The following is a 15,032-nucleotide window of genomic DNA, read 5'->3' on the forward strand; positions in this document are numbered from 1 at the left end:
AATCGCCGATGTTCGATCCAGTCAACGAGCCGTCATTTCGTCTGGATGTAGAGGGTCTGTCCGACCCCTTTGAGGTCTTGGCGTTTACCGGTAGAGAAGCCATCAGCGAGCCATTTGTGTTCGACGTGGATCTGCTGATCGATGACCCGACACTCGACCTTGCAAGCCTGCTGTACCGTCCGGCCTTTCTGCATGTCGGGCCTGCGGCAAACGGCTTTCACGGACAATTGCATGAACTCTTCCAGCGTGATCATGACCCGGCTGTCAGGCTCTGCCGCGTACGTCTGGGGCCGAAGCTGGCGTGCCTTTCCCTGCGCTTTAGCCAGCGAATTTTCAACGCGCGCTCGGTGCCGCAAATCCTCAGTCAGGTGCTCAAGGAACACGGTATTGTCGGCAAGAGTCGGCGTTTTGAGCTGAGTGGCGATTACCCGCCCCGTGAATTCTGTACGCAGTACCGGGAATCTGACCTGCAATTTATCCAGCGTCTGTGCGCCCAGGAACGGCTTCACTACCATTTCGAACACGGCGCGCGCGGGCATTGCGTGGTTTTCGGTGATAGTCAGGGGCACTTTCGTTTCGGTGAGAGCGCAGTCTTCCAGGTCGAGAGCGAGCAATCGGCCGTGCGTCAGTTCAAGCTTCTGGGGTGCGCTGGGCAACGAACCGCGCCGATTGCCGAAGGTCGGACGGACCTGGCGGCGCTGCGCAGCGGTCAGTTGATGCCGCTGTCTGGTCATCCGATCGCCGACTGGAATCATCTCTGGCTGCTGACTCACGTCGAGCATCAAGGCAGCCAGGATTTAACGGCGTCCTACAGCAACCAGATCCGCGCGACTCACTGGCAGGTGCCTTTTGTAGCGCCTCATTGCGCAGTGAAACCCAGGATGCACAGCCTGCAACGGGCCTGGGTGGTCAACATTGATGAGTCATGTCCCGATCCGTCCAGACCGGTTGCCGTGCAATTTGACTGGCTCTATCAGGGCGAGGGTGCGGCGCCCAGCCACTGTTGGCTGCCGTTGGCCGCTGAACTGGGCGACGCGGCAGTCACGCAGTTGAGTGAGGGGGCTGAGGTAGTGGTGAGCTTTATCGAGGGGGATCCGGATCAGCCGCTGATTACCGGGTTTCTTCACGCCCCTTCGTCCGTTGAAAAGGCTGAGGAGGTCGACCCGCCGCGCACATCCGTGACAGATGATGTCGAGGGCTTGCTGGAGCTTCTGCAATCGAGCGAGCCATTGATGTTGCTATGTCTGCTGCCCGGTGGCGGCAGTTTCAACCATTGCACGCAGGCCCTCTGCACCTGCCGGGCATCGATGCGGTTTGGCCAGAGCGGTGCGGCATGATCGTCGCGACCCCGCAATGGCTATTGCTGGATGTACCGGGTGCGCCACCGGCGGGGGCGATGCTGCAACAGAAGTTTGCGCATGCCCGGTGGTTCTGGTTGTTCGAGGACACTGAGTGGCATGCGTTGCGTGAACACGGCCCGGCCCTGATCGACCTTCGGACATGCCCTGCGCTGGTCGGGTTATGTGACAGCGAAGTGCCTCTCTGGCGCGGCTTGCTGATGGCCAGCGAGGTGTCGTCGTCGCAGTTGCTGGAGCATTTGCGCCGCATGCTCACGGTCACTCTCGGCCTGCATCATCGAGCCTTGTTGAGTTACTACAACCCACACACGGCCAGTTATTTGTTCGATGCCTGCGATGCGCAAGAGCTGAGTCGCTGGCTGGGTCCTATCAGCCATTTGCGCTGGTTCGGCGGGACGTGGGCGGACCGCGCGATCGGCAGTCAGGGCTGGCAGCAGTTGGTCAATCCGGGGCTTTGCGTCAGCCCCTTGGCGGTTGAAGAAAACCTCAGTCCTCGTCAGCAGGAAAAACTGCAAACCTGCCTGCTGGAGCAACATGCCTGGCACTGGAGTCGGTCTACAGGGACTGACTACAACACGCTGTGGTCCCATGTGCAGGAAGGGCTGGCGCTGGATTTTACCGAGCGCCCGGTACTCGATGACTGGTTATGGCTACGCTTGCAGTACCCCGGCGCTTTGCCTGGGCAAGTGTTACCGGGACTCACCCAGCAGGAGCGTCTCGATAGCCTGCGCAACCTGTGGCAGAACGATCAGCCCTGAACACACCGGTGGTCTCGCGCGCAAACTGCGCGAGGCGCTGTCTCGGCCGATGCGCGGTTTGGCTCCGGTGCTGGATGTGGTCACGGCTTTCGTCAAAGCCACGCCGACTCAGTGAGCTTTGCCGGCGAACCAGCCGTCGTTTTTGTGCAGATACCAGGCAAACGCGCCGAGGGTCAGGCTGCGCAGTAACATGAACAACAGAAAGGTTATCCACAATCCATGGTTGCCCAAACCTTGCAGCGCCCAAGCGAACGGCAGCAACAAAACCACCGTCAGCAGCATGCCGTTGCGCATTTCCCGGGCGCGGGTGGCGCCGATAAATAGCCCGTCGAGCAGGTAACTCCCCACCGCGATCAGCGGCAGCGCGGCGAGGTAGGGCAGGTAGATGAACGCCGTGTCGCGCACGCTCTGAATGTTGGTCTGCATCTCGATAAACAGATGCCCGGCGAACAGGAACAGCACGGCAAAACCCAGGCTCGCCAGCAACGACCAACCGCAAGCCACCACCAATGAGCGGCGCAGGGCCTCTCGATCACGAGCACCAATGGCATGTCCACACAGGGCCTCCACGGCGTGGGCCAGGCCGTCCAGCGCATGGGCGGTCAGCAGCAAACCATTGAGCAGCAGCGCGTTGGCGGCGACGGTGGCATCACCCAGCCGAGCGCCTTGCACGGTGATCAGGAAAAACACCGATTGCAGCGCCAGGCTGCGGATGAAAATGTCGCGGTTGACCGCCAATAGCGGGCGCCAGCTCTGCCACAACGCCAGCGCGGCCCAGGCGATGTGACCGGGATAGGCGCGCAGGGCGTTGCGGGTCATCAGCAGGCCGATCAGCGCGCCGGTCCATTCGGCGATCACCGACGCTCGGGCCGCGCCGACCACCCCCCACTCCAACCCAAGAACGAACCACAGGTTCAGCGCGATGTTCACCAGGTTGGTGCTCAGCAGAATGGCCAGCGGCGCCCGGGCGTTTTGAGTGCCGAGGAACCAGCCGACCAGCGCATAACTGGCCAGCGCCGCCGGCAGGCCGAACAGGCGAGTGTGAAAAAATTCGCGGGTCAGCTGATCCAGCTCAGCCGACGGCTGCATGAAATGCAGCGCAACCCCACTCAACGGCACACCCAGTGCTCCCAGGACAATGGCCAGTCCCATGGCCAGCAACAGGCCCTGCAGCAAGATCTGCCGCAATGCTGCGCCGTCCCCACGCCCGGCAGCCTGTGCGGCGAACCCGGTGGTGCCCATGCGCAGAAAACCCATGGCCCAGGCGAGAAAGGTATACAGGCTGGCCCCGACGGCGACGGCGCCCAACTGATGGGCGTGGGGCAAGTGGCCGATGACGGTACTGTCGACCAGCGCCACCAGCGGTACGGAAATGTTCGAGAGAATCATCGGCGCGGCGAGCGCCCACACTCGACGATGGGTAGGGCGGTCGCGCCAGTCGGCGATCAGGTTGGACATGCAGGCTCCTTGGGGGAGCGGCATTGTAGCGACAGTTTGTGGTGATCGTTCCCATGCTCTGCGTGGGAACGATCAGGTTGCTAGTGGATTATCCAGCTCAACAACCAAAGCCCCAGCATCAACCAGATAATCCCCATGATGATCGACGCATTCATGAACGCCCGAATCGCCGACCACAACAGCATCAACCCCAAAATCAGCGCAATGATGCTGATGATCGACGCGTCCATGCCCAGCGCACGGGACAGCCCTTCGACAAAGTTGCTGCCGGCGTGGCTCAGCAGATTGAACAAGCCGCTGAGGCCGTCAACGATGAAGCGGATAACCGAACCGAGTGCCTGGCCGAGCCATTCGAAAAAACTTTCTACCTGCATGTCATGAGCGTCCTTGATGAAAGTGGTGGCGTGGTTGCCGGACTTGAGCCTTGGGCTATCGAGCAGGGTGCCGAGTTCCCTCCAAGCATAGTGGTTTTGCAGCGCTTGCCGCTTGCCTTCATTCCTTATCCCCCCGAAGCTATACGCCTTCAGGAGAGCCCGATGAACCTTGTTGAACTGACCGAACGCCTGCACGCCATCCGTGACCGCAATGACTGGCGGCAATTTCACAGCCCGAAAAACCTGGCCATGGCCGCGAGCGTGGAAATGTCCGAGCTGGTGGAGATTTTCCAGTGGCTGACCGAAGACCAGTCGCGCCAGTTGCCGGCGGACACACTCGCCCATGCCGGGCAGGAAATCGGCGACATCGTGCTCTATCTACTGCTGCTGTGCAGCGAGTTGGGGTTGGACATGAATGAAGTGGTGCGCAGCAAACTCGCGGACAGCGAACGGAGGTTCAGCTGATGAGCGATCGTCATTTCGATCAACTGGCGACCCGCTTCGCCGAAAAAATCTACGGCGGTGCCAAAGGCGCAATCCGTCTGGCGGTGCTTCAGGCCGACCTGGCCGAAACCTTGCCGGACCGGCCGTTGCGCGTACTGGACATCGGCGCCGGCCTGGGCCACATGTCGTTGTGGCTGGCCCAACGTGGACATGAGGTCACACTGGCCGAGCCCGCCGAGCCAATGCTCGAAGGCGCCCGCCAGCGCTTTGCCGACGCCGGGCAAACGGCGACGTTCATTCAGGCGCCGTGGCAGGATCTGCTCGGCCAACTCACCGAACCCTACGACCTGGTGCTGTGTCACGCCGTACTGGAATGGCTGGCCGAACCTCACGCGATCCTGCCGGTGCTGCATCAATTGACCAAGCAGGATGGCTGGTTGTCCCTGGCCTTTTACAACCGCGATGCGTTGATCTATCGCAACCTGCTCAAAGGCCATTTCCGCAAGATGCGCAAGAACGACATGGCCGGCGAGAAACAGAGCCTGACGCCGCAGCAGCCGCTTGATCCACGGGAACTGGCGGCGCAACTTGAAGGCCTGTGGCAGGTCGAAACCCAGAGCGGGGTGCGGGTTTTTCACGACTACATGCCGGTGGAATTCCAGGCCCGCGCCGAACTGGTGGACTTGCTGGAAATGGAACTGGCCCACCGTCGTCACCCAAGCTTTGCCGGGCTTGGGCGCTACTTGCACTGGATCTGTCGGCCGGTCTGATCGGAGCGCGAAATGAACAGTCGTTCGGGGTTATTGGTGATCTGTCTCGGGTTGGCGGCCTGTCAGGGCAGCAACCCTTATGTGGCGTCATCCAACCCCTTGCCACCCGCGCCGCCTCAGGCGGCCAACACCTTTGACCGCAGCGCCTACCCGGCCCCGCCGCGCGACTACGGGCGTTACCGCAGCTGGGCCTGGCTCAATGGGCAGCTGCCGCCGGGCAGCGCCTGGGCGGATTCGGCGCAGGTCGCCGAAGCCGTCAGCAATGCGCTCGATCAACGTGGCTTGCGCCCGCTGCACGATAACCGCCCGGCCGACCTGTTTGTCAGCGCCGAACTGCACCTGGAAACCCGCCTGCGTCAGGTTCGGGACGACTATGGTTATTACGGCGGCGGCTATGGCGGTTACAACCGCTACGGCAGCGGTTACGGCATGTACAACACTGTGCCGATCGTTCGGACTTATCAGGAACAAGTCGTGGTGGTGCGGGTTGATTTGTTTGACGCCCAGAGTGGTCAACCGGTGTGGAGTGCCAGCGCCGAAACCAGCAATCGCGGGAGCCAGAGCGAGCGTGCCGATGCGATACGGGAGGCTGTAGAAAAGGCGATGTCGGCGTATCCTCCTAGTTAGCTTCTGTAGTTAAGAAGCATTACGCAGGTTCATGTCTTCAACCGGAGAAATATCATGTTCCGCCGTCTCGCTTTACTGGCTTTGGCCGTGTTGCTCAGTGCCTGCGCCGGCAGCCAGGTCAATCATGACTTCGATGCCAGCCGCGACTTCGCCGCCTATCGCAGCTGGAGCTGGAAAGAACCCGCCCTGCAATATCGCCCCGATGACCCACGGATCAAGAGCGACCTGACTGAACAACGCATCCGCCAATCGGTGACCGATCAGCTGGATCAGCGTGGCCTGCGTCCGGCTGCGGGTGGTCAAAAGGGAGATTTGAGCGTGCAGACCTATCTGATCGTCGAACAACGCCAGCAACAAGTAACCACCAACTACGGCGGCGGCGCCGCTTGGGGTAATCCATGGAACGGCTACTGGGGCGGGCCGATGTACAACGAAACCCGTAACGTCAGCTACAAAGTGGCGATCATCCAGATCGACCTGCTCGACGGCAAGGACGGCAAACTGGTGTGGCGCGGCAGTGACGAGCAGATACTCAGCCGCACAACGAACCCGTCGGATCGCAGCACGGCGATACGTGAAACGGTGGGGCGAATTCTCGCCAACTACCCACCCAAATAAACACCACCAAACCCTGTAGGAGCACGGCTGAACTGGTCAAGTAATTCCGGACACCGGTTACGGTGTTTATGCTGCCTTTTGCTCCATAGCTATCGGTGATAGGTAACCGTTGTAGCTGTGGAGCCTTGTGCGGTTGTAATACATGAAGAAGCGCACGATATCGGTTTGCGCTTCTTCTGTTGTGTCATAGCCTTTGCCCGGCACCCACTCCGATTTCAAGGTTCCGAAGAAGCGCTCAGTCGGCGCATTGTCCCAACATTGCCCGCGGTGACTCATGCTCTGTTCGATTTCATATCGCTGCAGTTCATTCTGGAATCTTCGACTGGTGTATTGGCAGCCTTGATCAGAGTGAAACATCAGCCCAGATTCCCACGACCGAAGATCGGCCGCCATACGCAGGGCTTTGCTGACCAGGTTTGCGTCATTGACCAGAGAAAACGCCCAGCCAACGACACGGCGCGCATACAGGTCGATCACGATTGCCAGATGGAACCAGCGTTTACCGACCATCAGGCTCGTGACGTCGCCGCACCACACCTGATTGACGGTGTTGGGCGTGAAGTTACGTTCAAGCCGATTCGGCGCCACAAATGCCTCCACCCCTTTGGATCTGAATGGATGAGGTTGGCGCTGTTTACTGACGATGCAGGCTTCCTTCATCAAGGCCGCAGCAAGGCTTCTGCCCACCGGCAACTTCTCGGCCTTCAGACGTTTGGACATCATTCGCGACCCCATGCTCTCACGGCTTTCAGCGTGCAACCTGACCACCTGCGCCTTGAGCTCCTCCCGTCTGACCTTGGGCTGTGAGCGTCGCTGAATCCACTCATAAAAACTGCTGCGCCTGACTCCAAACACACGACATAAAGTGGCAGTCGGAAACAACTCTCTCAGCTCCGCAATCATCGAAAACGAGCGGGATCCGACATCAAGAGAGCGGTAGCCTTTTTTAAGATCTCTGCCTCCAGCTCCATCCGCTTGATTTTGGCTTTCAGCTCCTGGATCTCACGCTGATCCTCGGTAATCGCCTTGGTACCTTTGACTGGCTGTCCTTCGCGCTCCTTGCGAACCTGCTCAACCCACCGCCGCAACGCGGTCGGCCCGATATCCAGAGATGCACACACATCTGGAACCGGGCAGTTATCATCGAGCACCATGCTGGCAGCACGCAGTTTGAACTCGCGGGAATAGACCTTTCTTTCGTTCATGGAACCTCCAAGTTGGCGAAATCATATCGCCCTTAAGAGGTGTCCGGAATTATTAGGCCAGTTCAGGCTTGCCGGCGATGACGTCCTTGAGATCGCCATCTCTGCTCCTACAGGGTTTTTGTTTTCTGCACTGGCATGTTGCCAGCAGTCCAGCCAAGTCTTGTCTACACTGCTGTTCACCCAAGGAGGTAGCCCTCGGCTGTGCACCGGCAAAGGAGTGTGCAATGTCTCCCCGTTCGCAGTTTCGCAGCCCGTCCCGGCAACGGGGGGCGATCGGTTTGATGGCGGCGCTGACATTGGGCATGGCCCTGATGTTCTTGCTGGTCGTGGTCGACAGCGGTCGTTTGTACCTGAAAAAACGTGACCTGCAGCGCGTAGCGGACATGGCCGCACTTGAAGCTTCCACCCGAGGAGGTGATTGCACCGCTGGCAACACCGCTACCGTTTATGCCACCGCCAGCGCAAACCGTAACGGCTTCACCCTTCCTGACCCCAATCACAATCTGCTGGTCGCTTGCGGCGCCTTGACCCTGGATGCCAATAACCTTCGGGTGTTTGGCGCCGACCCGAGCAAGAGCGAAGCCATTCGGGTGATCGCCAGCCATTCGGTCCAGCAGAGCCTCGCCGGCGGTGTCGGCGCCCTGTTCGGTGGCGCTCCACGCGCGGCAACCATCAACCTGACGGCCAGCGCTGTCGCCGCATTACCGCCACCGCAGGCTTCGCTGACCCTGCGCAGCACGACGCTGAGCGTCGACACCAGCAAATCGGCCACGCTCAACGCGCTGTTCGGTGGTTTGCTCGGAGGCAACCTGAACATCAACGCGGCGGGCTGGAACGGACTGGTGAACACCAACATCAGCCTGCTCGGTTACCTTGACCGATTGAAGGTCGACCTTAACCTCAACGCTGCCGGGTATAACCAGGTATTGGGCAATACGATTGCCGTCAGCCAGCTGATCCAGACCGCCGTCAATGTGCTGGACCCCGGCGGCACACTCGGCGCGACCGCAACCATTGCGAGTCTTCAAGCGCTGAAGGTCGCGGCAGGTGCAACCACCGTCGTACTCGGCAACGTGCTGCACGTCGAGGCTGGCAGCACCGTGACGGCGCTGGCGACCAACCTGAAAGTGTTCGACCTGATCGAGGCGGTCGTGCAGCTGGCCAACAAGAAAAACGGCCTGGTGGCGACCCTGCCGATCAACCTCGCGGGGCTGGCGCAAATCACCGCTCGGGTGCAGATACTGGAGCCGCCACAGCTCTCGGCCATCGGCAATCCGAAAAGCGCCGCGCTCGCGCCTTTGGGGCCCAACCGGATCTATGTGAAAACGGCTCAGGTGCGTACATTGCTGTCGATCGACTTGCCCATTCTGAGTGCGATTCAACCCTTGCTCGAGGCGGCGGCTGATCTTGCCGGACCGTTGACCAATACCTTGAACGCCTTGCTGAATCTCAATCTGGTCGGTGTCATTGACTCACTGACCTGCGCGCTCGGGGCGGCCTGTGAAACACCCTCGATCGTGCCGCTTTCCAGTTCCGTAAGCCTCGATGTCGCACTGGACGTCGCGAGCGCCGACAGTTACGTCACCGCCTACAGCTGCGTCAGCGCCACCAACAAATCACTGACCACCAATACCAACACGTCACTGGTGAAGCTGAAAATCGGCAAGATCGATCCGAACACGGCTTTCGGCAACAACACCACGCCGCCCACCGTGGTGGTACAGCCGTTGAAGGTGATCGATATCGGGGTGAAAACCTGCCGCCGGTTCCTGATCCTACCCGTCAGTTGCGACCCGCGAATTCCAGGCGTCGGCGGCGGCATCGATATCAAGGCCGACACCACTGTGGCGCAGAGCGCCAACATGCCGCACGTCTATTCCGCACCGCCGGCCACCAGCCTGCCGGAGATCAACCAGCCACCGTTCTACTATTCCTATTCCACCAGCAATATCGTCAGCAGCCTTACCGACACGCTGACCAATATCAAGGTCAACATGTACGGCCCGACGGGCAGTCTGGTCGGTGGTCTGGGGGCCATCCTCAGCAGTGTCACCACATTGCTGGTCAACGCGATCAACAGCGTGCTCAGCCCGTTACTCGACACCTTGATCAACACACTGCTGCTCAGCCTGGGGATCGATCTGAACAAGGTCGATGTCGGCGCCAACCTCAGTTGTCACTCAGGACGAGCGACGCTGGTGATCTGATCGTCGGCGGCAATCGGCAGTTCGATACAAAACCGTGCGCCCTCTACCGAGTTTCTAACGCTCAGTTTTCCGCCCATGTTTTCGACGATGCCGTAACTCACCGACAACCCGAGCCCCGTGCCGACACCCACGGGTTTGGTGGTGAAGAACGGCTCGAAAATCCGCTCCAGCAACCGCGGATCGATACCGCCGCCGTTGTCCTCGACCCACAGCCGCACCGAATACTCATCACGTTCGGCGTACACCGAGATCCACGGTTTGAACTCGCGGTCGGCCTCGCGTTTGCCGAGCAATGCATCCCGAGCGTTGACCATCAGATTGATCAACACCTGTTCGAGCTGGTCGACGTAACCGCGCACTTGCACGTCAAACCTGGTCTCGCTGACCCGCAGCTCGACCCCTTTGCCGCGCATCCCTTCGGCCAGCAGCGACAGTGTGCCTTCGATGGCTTGCGCCGGATTAAACGGATGTTGCTCGATTTCTGAGCGGCGGCCAAACACCCGCATGTGATCCACCACCCGCGCGGCGCGCTGGACCTGTGCATCGATGCGGTTGAGCTTGTCGGTCAGGTAGTCGATCTGCGCATCGCCGTTGCTCAGACGCTTGAGCACGTTGACGATGGCCATGCGCATCACATTCAGCGGCTGATTGATTTCATGGGCCAGCCCTGTGGCCATTTCACCGAGGGTGGCCATTTTTGCACTTTGGGTGAGCTGCTGCTGGGCGCGGCGGACCTCGGTGTTGTCGCGCCCCACGGCCTGAATCTCCAGCAAATGGCCATGATCATCGAACACCCCGCGATCCGACCACACCCACCAGGCATGTTCCCGTCCCGGCAGTTGCAGGTTGATTTCCGCAGTGCTGACCGGGAATTCCGGGCTGAGTCGGCTGAGCCGCTGGAGAAACGCTTCGCGCTGTTCCTGCGACATCCAGCTGCCCAGATTCACCCCGGGCAGTTGTTCGGGCGGGCACTCCAGGTAAGTCGCCAGCGGGCGGTTGCCGAAGGTCAGGGTCAGGTCCGGGCGGTAGCGGCAGATCATCGCCGGAGAGTCTTCCACCAGGATCCGGTAACGTTCTTCACTCTGCTTCACCTGTTCGGCGGCCAGGGTTGCTTCGGTGACGTCCAGCCATAGGCCGACGGCTTCCACCGGCAAGCCAAGGTCGTCGCGCAGTAGCTTGGCCTCATCGAGTAGCCAGTGGTATTCGCCGCGACTGTCGCGCAGCCGATAGCGGGCGCGCACCGAACCTTCACGCAGCAAATGTCGGGTACGTTCGAAGTACCGATCGCGGTCCTCCGGGTGCACCCTTTCAACCAAGGTCCCCGTCGCGCAATCAGCCAGTGTCCAGCCGAGCAGCGGCAGTAGGCTGTCACTGAAAAACGTCGGTTGCAGTGCACCTTCGACATAGCGTTGCACGTAGATCACCGCCGGTGAGCTGGCGATCAGATTGTCCAGTCGGGCATGGGCCGCCGCGGCGTTTTGCTCCTGGTTTTTGATGTCGCTGATGTCGAGCATGAAGCCCACCAACCGCCGGCTTTTACCGATGCCCAGAACCTGGCCTTGCAGGCGATACCAGTTCGGCGATTGTGCCAAACGCACGCACAGCAGCAGCGGGGTGCCGTCGTCTTGCAAGGCTTGCAGACGACTGCTCAGCTCTTCACGGTCGGCGGGGTGCACCCGATCAAGCCAGTCGTGCAGCGGCAAACGATCGATCGCAAGGTTCAGGTTACTGGCCAGCGACGGCGCCAATTGCACCTCGCGACTGTCGCTGAATACCTCCCACCATCCGGTGCCGAGCAAGGCTTGCAGCGACTCCAGCCGTTCCAGTTGCAGATGGTGCCGGTGCTCGCGCAAGCGCTCAAGCAACGGGCCTGCCAGCGCGGCGGTCAGTTGTAACCAGTCGCGATCATTCAGGTCGGGTGCATGTTGCTGCACCGGATAAAGGCCACACAGTAACCAGGCGACCACACCCTGAGCATCGTGATAGGGCACCGCGTACCCTTCGGCATTACCGAAGATGCCTTGCAAACGGGGATGTTCAGCGGGCGTCAGGCATTGCGGCGCAGAGCCGTTCAGACTGTCGAGCCCCGTGCCCAGGCGCTGAGCGTTTTGCCACAGGTGGGGCGCATCGAAGGCCGTGTAATGCTGGTGTATCTGCCAGCCTTCTTCCTGTTCATCGAGTAACGCCACTGCAATGCATGGCATGTGGAAACGCTGGGCCAGGCCTTGCAGCTGTTCCACCAACACCTCGGGCAGGCGCGTCAGGTTGCACCGGCGCACCTGTTCACCGATCTGCGCTGCGAGTAATTGGCATTGCTCGCGGCTGCGTGATTGGCGGCGATCGAGCAACAAGTCGCCGATGTCCAGCAACTGCAGCAGCCAGGCATCGGCCAACGGCTGGACCCAGCCACGCAGCTGCAGGGGTTGTCCGTTGAGGCTGTGAAAGTCCAGGTCCAGACTCTGTCCCTGCCAGTCGACGGGCGAGCCTTCAACGGCGAGGCAGCTGTGGGGCATGAGGAAGTCGAGCAGGTGCGGTGCTTGCGCAGCGGGTGTCTGCTGGGCCAGCACATGCCGCAGCGGGCCGGTCAGGTGAATCACTCGACCTTCGGCATCCAGATGCATCTGCAAACCGACACTTTGCACGCTCAGGGTGTCTGGCGTGTCCACGGGCTGAGGCGGATGGCGGTTGAGCAGGCGCCCGAAGAGTTTGTCTGCGGAACTCAAAATTGCAGGCTCGAACTGGCGGTGAGGTTTGCCGGCAGATTCGGTACTTGGCCAATTCCCGGCAAGGTCAGAAACGGGATGACCTGCTGCAGTTTGCTGGTGGGGTAGCTGATGCTGACCTTCAACACCCCGCCCACATAGGTGGCGCTGGTGTCGGTGGCGACATTGAAATTCAGTGCGGCAGGAATCCAGGCCAGCTGTCGGCTCAGTTCTGTCGTGGCAACCGTTTTTACCGCGGTGTCGTATCCGGGGGTGCTCGGATCCAGCGCCACGCTTCGGCGCACCGCTTCGGCGGTCGACTGGGTGAACGATTGCATCAGCAACAGCGGCAAGCTGTAAGTGACAATCCCATAGAACACGGCGAAAAAGATGAGAAACACCAAGGCGAATTCAATCGCTACAGCGCCTTTTTGCTTACGGGGGAGGCCTATTTTCATGACTGCGTCTACCCTGATATTCACGACGTGATATCAGCATAGAATCATTCAGCCAAAACGGACGTTTTTTACCGGATGCAGAGCTTTGTATTACTGATCTGGCTGACGCTTTGCGCAGCACAGGATGCTCGAGAACGACACATCGCCAATGGCCTGACCCTTGGCGCAGCGGTGTTGGCGCTGGCGTATCTCCTGTGGACGGGCACTACCTGGCTGGGGGCCGAGGCGGTGCAGGGGGGCTGGGCTTTTTTGCTGGCGCTGGCCTTTACCTTGCCCGGTTATGCGCTGAGACGCTTGGGTGCAGGCGATGTGAAATTGATGACCGGCCTGGGGCTGGCGACAGACGGCATGCACCTGCTCGGCGTGTTCATCGGTGCCGGATTGGCCAGTGTGCTGTGGCTGCTGCTGGCGCCAAGAGTCTGGCTTCATATGGGCCAAGGGCTTAGAAATCATCTTCGATACCTGGGGCCTGGAATGTCAAAGAAACAGCCCTTTGCACCCTTCGTATTGGTGGGCCTGTTGCTCACACTCGCCTGGTTTCACTAGTCGCCCGTTCTATGTACAGAGTCGGAAAGTACGACTACTTTCAATTCAGAAGTTGTACAGCCGTAGAGGAACGGTCAACTTTGACCTTGCAGGGAGTCGCACGTGAACAAGCTTTCTTCGGCTGTAAAAATCCTTGTGGTCGACGACCAACCGTTTATTGCCGCAGAGCTTTGTGAGTTTCTTGAAGGCCGCGGTTACCGTTGCGTTCCTTGCGAGACTGGCAAACAGGCAGTCGAGCGTTTCAATGATGACGAAGCGATCGGCCTGGTGCTTTGCGATTTGCACATGCCCGGTCTGGACGGGATTCAACTGGTTCAGGAGCTGCAACGGTTATCCGGCAAGCACCGTGTGTTTGAAGCAATCATGCTCACTGGGCGTGCGGACAAGCAGGATGTGATCAAGGCCTTGCGGGCCGGGTTTGCCGATTACTACCAGAAACCGATTAATCTGGGTGAGTTGCTCGAAGGGATTGCGCGTCAGGTAGTAGTTTTGCAGGAACGGCAGAAGAGTGTGCAGCTGGGGCATCTGGATCAGAAGCTGCAGTATCTTGCCGAGTCGATCGAGGATCTGTATCAGGATCTGGATAAGGTTCGGCGTGGGCCGCTGTTATCGGTTTCCCCTGATGAGGATGTCAGTGCTGTGGATCGGGTTGAGATTCCGGCGATTTTCAGTCAGCTGTCGCCAAGGCAGTGGGAGGTGGCGCGGTTGGTGGGGAAGGGGCAGACGAACTATCAGATTGCCTGTGAGTTGGGGATTACCGAGAACACGGTGAAGCTTTATGTGTCGCAGGTTTTGCGGTTGACGCATATGCATAATCGGACGCAGTTGGCGCTGGCTTTGTTACCCGGTCATTCTGGAATGCGTCAGGGGGTGACTACGCATTAGGTTTTTGTTGCCCTTACGGCGGCTTACTTTTTTACAAACGCCCGGCATTCCGGGTAATGCCAGTCAGTTAAGCCGTAACGCGATCTGTAGCAGCTGCCGAGCCCGCGAGGCTGCGTTCGGCTGCGAAGCAGTCGTAAAATCAGTCATTGCGGTACGTCAGGCATACCGCGTCAGCCGGACTCACGACTGCTTCGCAGCCGAACGCAGCCTCGCGGGCTCGGCAGCTGCTACAAAGAGTGTCGCGGCTGGAACTGCTTAACTGACTGGCATTACCCGGAATGTCGGCCCGAAAAAAGTCAGCCAAAAAACGCTAGCCCCAAGCGTCCAATTCCCGGATCAAGACTACCCCCCCGTCCCACCGTCCACCTGCCCGCTTTCATACTGATCAAAGTACTCCGGGATCTCATGCTGATAGCTTTTCAACCAACGCTGCATGCTCAGCTCGCGCTCGGTCGCGGTTGAGGTTTGCGGTTTCTGGGACGCAGCCTTGTTGCTGCGTTGCAGTTGCAGCCAGCCTTCGGTTTCCTGTTGTTGGGCCGAAGCGGGGCCGGGGTCGATGGCGTAAGTGGTGAGGGGCAGGGCCAGCAGGCCGATGCAGCAGAGGATGGTCGGTTTCATCAAA

16 protein-coding genes are annotated in these 15,032 nt (G+C 59.9%); 9 read left to right on the plus strand and 7 right to left on the minus strand.

Annotation, left to right across the window (positions count from 1 at the left end):
- Positions 1–8 precede the first annotated feature (8 nt).
- Positions 9–1,337, plus strand: coding sequence for a contractile injection system protein, VgrG/Pvc8 family (locus ACMXYI_RS10040; protein WP_415773099.1), 1,329 nt, complete (start codon positions 9–11; stop codon positions 1,335–1,337).
- Complete coding sequence (locus ACMXYI_RS10045; protein ID WP_415773100.1) at positions 1,334–2,116, plus strand: DUF4123 domain-containing protein; 783 nt, start codon at positions 1,334–1,336, stop codon at positions 2,114–2,116. Before ACMXYI_RS10040 ends, ACMXYI_RS10045 begins: the two co-directional genes overlap by 4 nt.
- Before the next feature lie 108 nt (positions 2,117–2,224).
- Here the strand turns inward: ACMXYI_RS10045 and ACMXYI_RS10050 are convergent, their stop codons facing one another.
- Together ACMXYI_RS10050 and ACMXYI_RS10055 are read right to left on the minus strand one after the other, a co-directional pair.
- Positions 2,225–3,574: an MATE family efflux transporter gene (locus ACMXYI_RS10050; RefSeq protein WP_046054514.1), complete on the minus strand. Its 1,350-nt coding sequence runs from the start codon at positions 3,572–3,574 to the stop codon at positions 2,225–2,227.
- A gap of 80 nt (positions 3,575–3,654) precedes the next feature.
- The gene (locus tag ACMXYI_RS10055; RefSeq protein ID WP_415773101.1) at positions 3,655–3,948 is read right to left on the minus strand and encodes a hypothetical protein; all 294 of its coding nucleotides are present in this window, start codon (positions 3,946–3,948) and stop codon (positions 3,655–3,657) included.
- Between the two features lie 162 nt (positions 3,949–4,110).
- Between ACMXYI_RS10055 and ACMXYI_RS10060 the strand changes: the two genes are divergently transcribed.
- The 4 genes from ACMXYI_RS10060 to ACMXYI_RS10075 are packed head-to-tail and all read left to right on the plus strand — an operon-like array spanning position 4,111 to position 6,407.
- On the plus strand, positions 4,111–4,413 hold the full coding sequence (locus ACMXYI_RS10060; protein ID WP_129438809.1) for a MazG-like family protein: 303 nt from the start codon (positions 4,111–4,113) through the stop codon (positions 4,411–4,413).
- Positions 4,413–5,162, plus strand: coding sequence for a methyltransferase (locus ACMXYI_RS10065; RefSeq protein ID WP_129438807.1), 750 nt, complete (start codon positions 4,413–4,415; stop codon positions 5,160–5,162). The genes ACMXYI_RS10060 and ACMXYI_RS10065 overlap by 1 nt, the downstream gene beginning before the upstream one ends.
- Positions 5,163–5,174: 12 nt before the next feature.
- Positions 5,175–5,789, plus strand: coding sequence for a DUF4136 domain-containing protein (locus ACMXYI_RS10070; protein WP_415773102.1), 615 nt, complete (start codon positions 5,175–5,177; stop codon positions 5,787–5,789).
- 54 nt (positions 5,790–5,843) lie between these two features.
- Entirely contained in the window at positions 5,844–6,407 is a 564-nt protein-coding gene (locus ACMXYI_RS10075; protein WP_415773103.1) for a DUF4136 domain-containing protein, read from the plus strand.
- A gap of 66 nt (positions 6,408–6,473) precedes the next feature.
- Here the strand turns inward: ACMXYI_RS10075 and ACMXYI_RS10080 are convergent, their stop codons facing one another.
- Both ACMXYI_RS10080 and ACMXYI_RS10085 read right to left on the minus strand, forming a co-directional pair.
- Positions 6,474–7,310, minus strand: a complete 837-nt coding sequence (locus ACMXYI_RS10080; RefSeq protein ID WP_415773104.1) for an IS3 family transposase — start codon at positions 7,308–7,310, stop codon at positions 6,474–6,476.
- Positions 7,307–7,612, minus strand: coding sequence for a transposase (locus ACMXYI_RS10085; RefSeq protein WP_415772263.1), 306 nt, complete (start codon positions 7,610–7,612; stop codon positions 7,307–7,309). Before ACMXYI_RS10085 ends, ACMXYI_RS10080 begins: the two co-directional genes overlap by 4 nt.
- Positions 7,613–7,836: 224 nt before the next feature.
- Between ACMXYI_RS10085 and ACMXYI_RS10090 the strand changes: the two genes are divergently transcribed.
- On the plus strand, positions 7,837–9,819 hold the full coding sequence (locus tag ACMXYI_RS10090) for a pilus assembly protein TadG-related protein (protein ID WP_415773105.1): 1,983 nt from the start codon (positions 7,837–7,839) through the stop codon (positions 9,817–9,819).
- Here ACMXYI_RS10090 and ACMXYI_RS10095 read toward each other — a convergent pair.
- Together ACMXYI_RS10095 and ACMXYI_RS10100 are read right to left on the minus strand one after the other, a co-directional pair.
- Positions 9,789–12,542 carry an ATP-binding protein gene (locus ACMXYI_RS10095; protein ID WP_415773106.1) on the minus strand — a complete coding sequence of 918 codons (2,754 nt, stop codon included), beginning with the start codon at positions 12,540–12,542 and terminating at the stop codon, positions 9,789–9,791. The two genes, ACMXYI_RS10090 and ACMXYI_RS10095, sit on opposite strands and share 31 nt — an antisense overlap.
- Positions 12,539–12,979, minus strand: a complete 441-nt coding sequence (locus ACMXYI_RS10100; RefSeq protein ID WP_415773107.1) for a TadE/TadG family type IV pilus assembly protein — start codon at positions 12,977–12,979, stop codon at positions 12,539–12,541. The genes ACMXYI_RS10095 and ACMXYI_RS10100 overlap by 4 nt, the downstream gene beginning before the upstream one ends.
- Positions 12,980–13,054: 75 nt before the next feature.
- Between ACMXYI_RS10100 and ACMXYI_RS10105 the strand changes: the two genes are divergently transcribed.
- On the plus strand, positions 13,055–13,525 hold the full coding sequence (locus ACMXYI_RS10105) for a prepilin peptidase (protein ID WP_008156575.1): 471 nt from the start codon (positions 13,055–13,057) through the stop codon (positions 13,523–13,525).
- Positions 13,526–13,627: 102 nt separating this feature from the next.
- Positions 13,628–14,410, plus strand: coding sequence for a response regulator transcription factor (locus tag ACMXYI_RS10110; RefSeq protein WP_415773108.1), 783 nt, complete (start codon positions 13,628–13,630; stop codon positions 14,408–14,410).
- Positions 14,411–14,752: 342 nt separating this feature from the next.
- On the opposite strand, the gene ACMXYI_RS10115 is transcribed toward ACMXYI_RS10110, so the two are convergent.
- Entirely contained in the window at positions 14,753–15,028 is a 276-nt protein-coding gene (locus tag ACMXYI_RS10115; RefSeq protein ID WP_415773109.1) for a DUF3613 domain-containing protein, read from the minus strand.
- Positions 15,029–15,032: the final 4 nt, after the last annotated feature.

It is taken from the genome of Pseudomonas lyxosi (assembly GCF_047758685.1).
In the GTDB taxonomy this organism is placed as follows: Bacteria; Pseudomonadota; Gammaproteobacteria; order Pseudomonadales; family Pseudomonadaceae; genus Aquipseudomonas; species Aquipseudomonas lyxosi.

Bases quoted from the DNA above. Each gene is read 5' to 3' on its own strand.
- ACMXYI_RS10085 (WP_415772263.1), bottom strand. From the start codon at position 7,612: ATGAACGAAAGAAAGGTCTATTCCCGCGAGTTCAAACTGCGTGCTGCC.
- ACMXYI_RS10045 (WP_415773100.1), top strand. From the start codon at position 1,334: ATGATCGTCGCGACCCCGCAATGGCTATTGCTGGATGTACCGGGTGCG.
- ACMXYI_RS10055 (WP_415773101.1), bottom strand. From the start codon at position 3,948: ATGCAGGTAGAAAGTTTTTTCGAATGGCTCGGCCAGGCACTCGGTTCG.
- ACMXYI_RS10100 (WP_415773107.1), bottom strand. From the start codon at position 12,979: ATGAAAATAGGCCTCCCCCGTAAGCAAAAAGGCGCTGTAGCGATTGAA.
- ACMXYI_RS10075 (WP_415773103.1), top strand. From the start codon at position 5,844: ATGTTCCGCCGTCTCGCTTTACTGGCTTTGGCCGTGTTGCTCAGTGCC.
- ACMXYI_RS10050 (WP_046054514.1), bottom strand. From the start codon at position 3,574: ATGTCCAACCTGATCGCCGACTGGCGCGACCGCCCTACCCATCGTCGA.
- ACMXYI_RS10060 (WP_129438809.1), top strand. From the start codon at position 4,111: ATGAACCTTGTTGAACTGACCGAACGCCTGCACGCCATCCGTGACCGC.
- ACMXYI_RS10090 (WP_415773105.1), top strand. From the start codon at position 7,837: ATGTCTCCCCGTTCGCAGTTTCGCAGCCCGTCCCGGCAACGGGGGGCG.
- ACMXYI_RS10080 (WP_415773104.1), bottom strand. From the start codon at position 7,310: ATGATTGCGGAGCTGAGAGAGTTGTTTCCGACTGCCACTTTATGTCGT.
- ACMXYI_RS10065 (WP_129438807.1), top strand. From the start codon at position 4,413: ATGAGCGATCGTCATTTCGATCAACTGGCGACCCGCTTCGCCGAAAAA.
- ACMXYI_RS10115 (WP_415773109.1), bottom strand. From the start codon at position 15,028: ATGAAACCGACCATCCTCTGCTGCATCGGCCTGCTGGCCCTGCCCCTC.
- ACMXYI_RS10040 (WP_415773099.1), top strand. From the start codon at position 9: ATGTTCGATCCAGTCAACGAGCCGTCATTTCGTCTGGATGTAGAGGGT.
- ACMXYI_RS10070 (WP_415773102.1), top strand. From the start codon at position 5,175: ATGAACAGTCGTTCGGGGTTATTGGTGATCTGTCTCGGGTTGGCGGCC.
- ACMXYI_RS10105 (WP_008156575.1), top strand. From the start codon at position 13,055: ATGCAGAGCTTTGTATTACTGATCTGGCTGACGCTTTGCGCAGCACAG.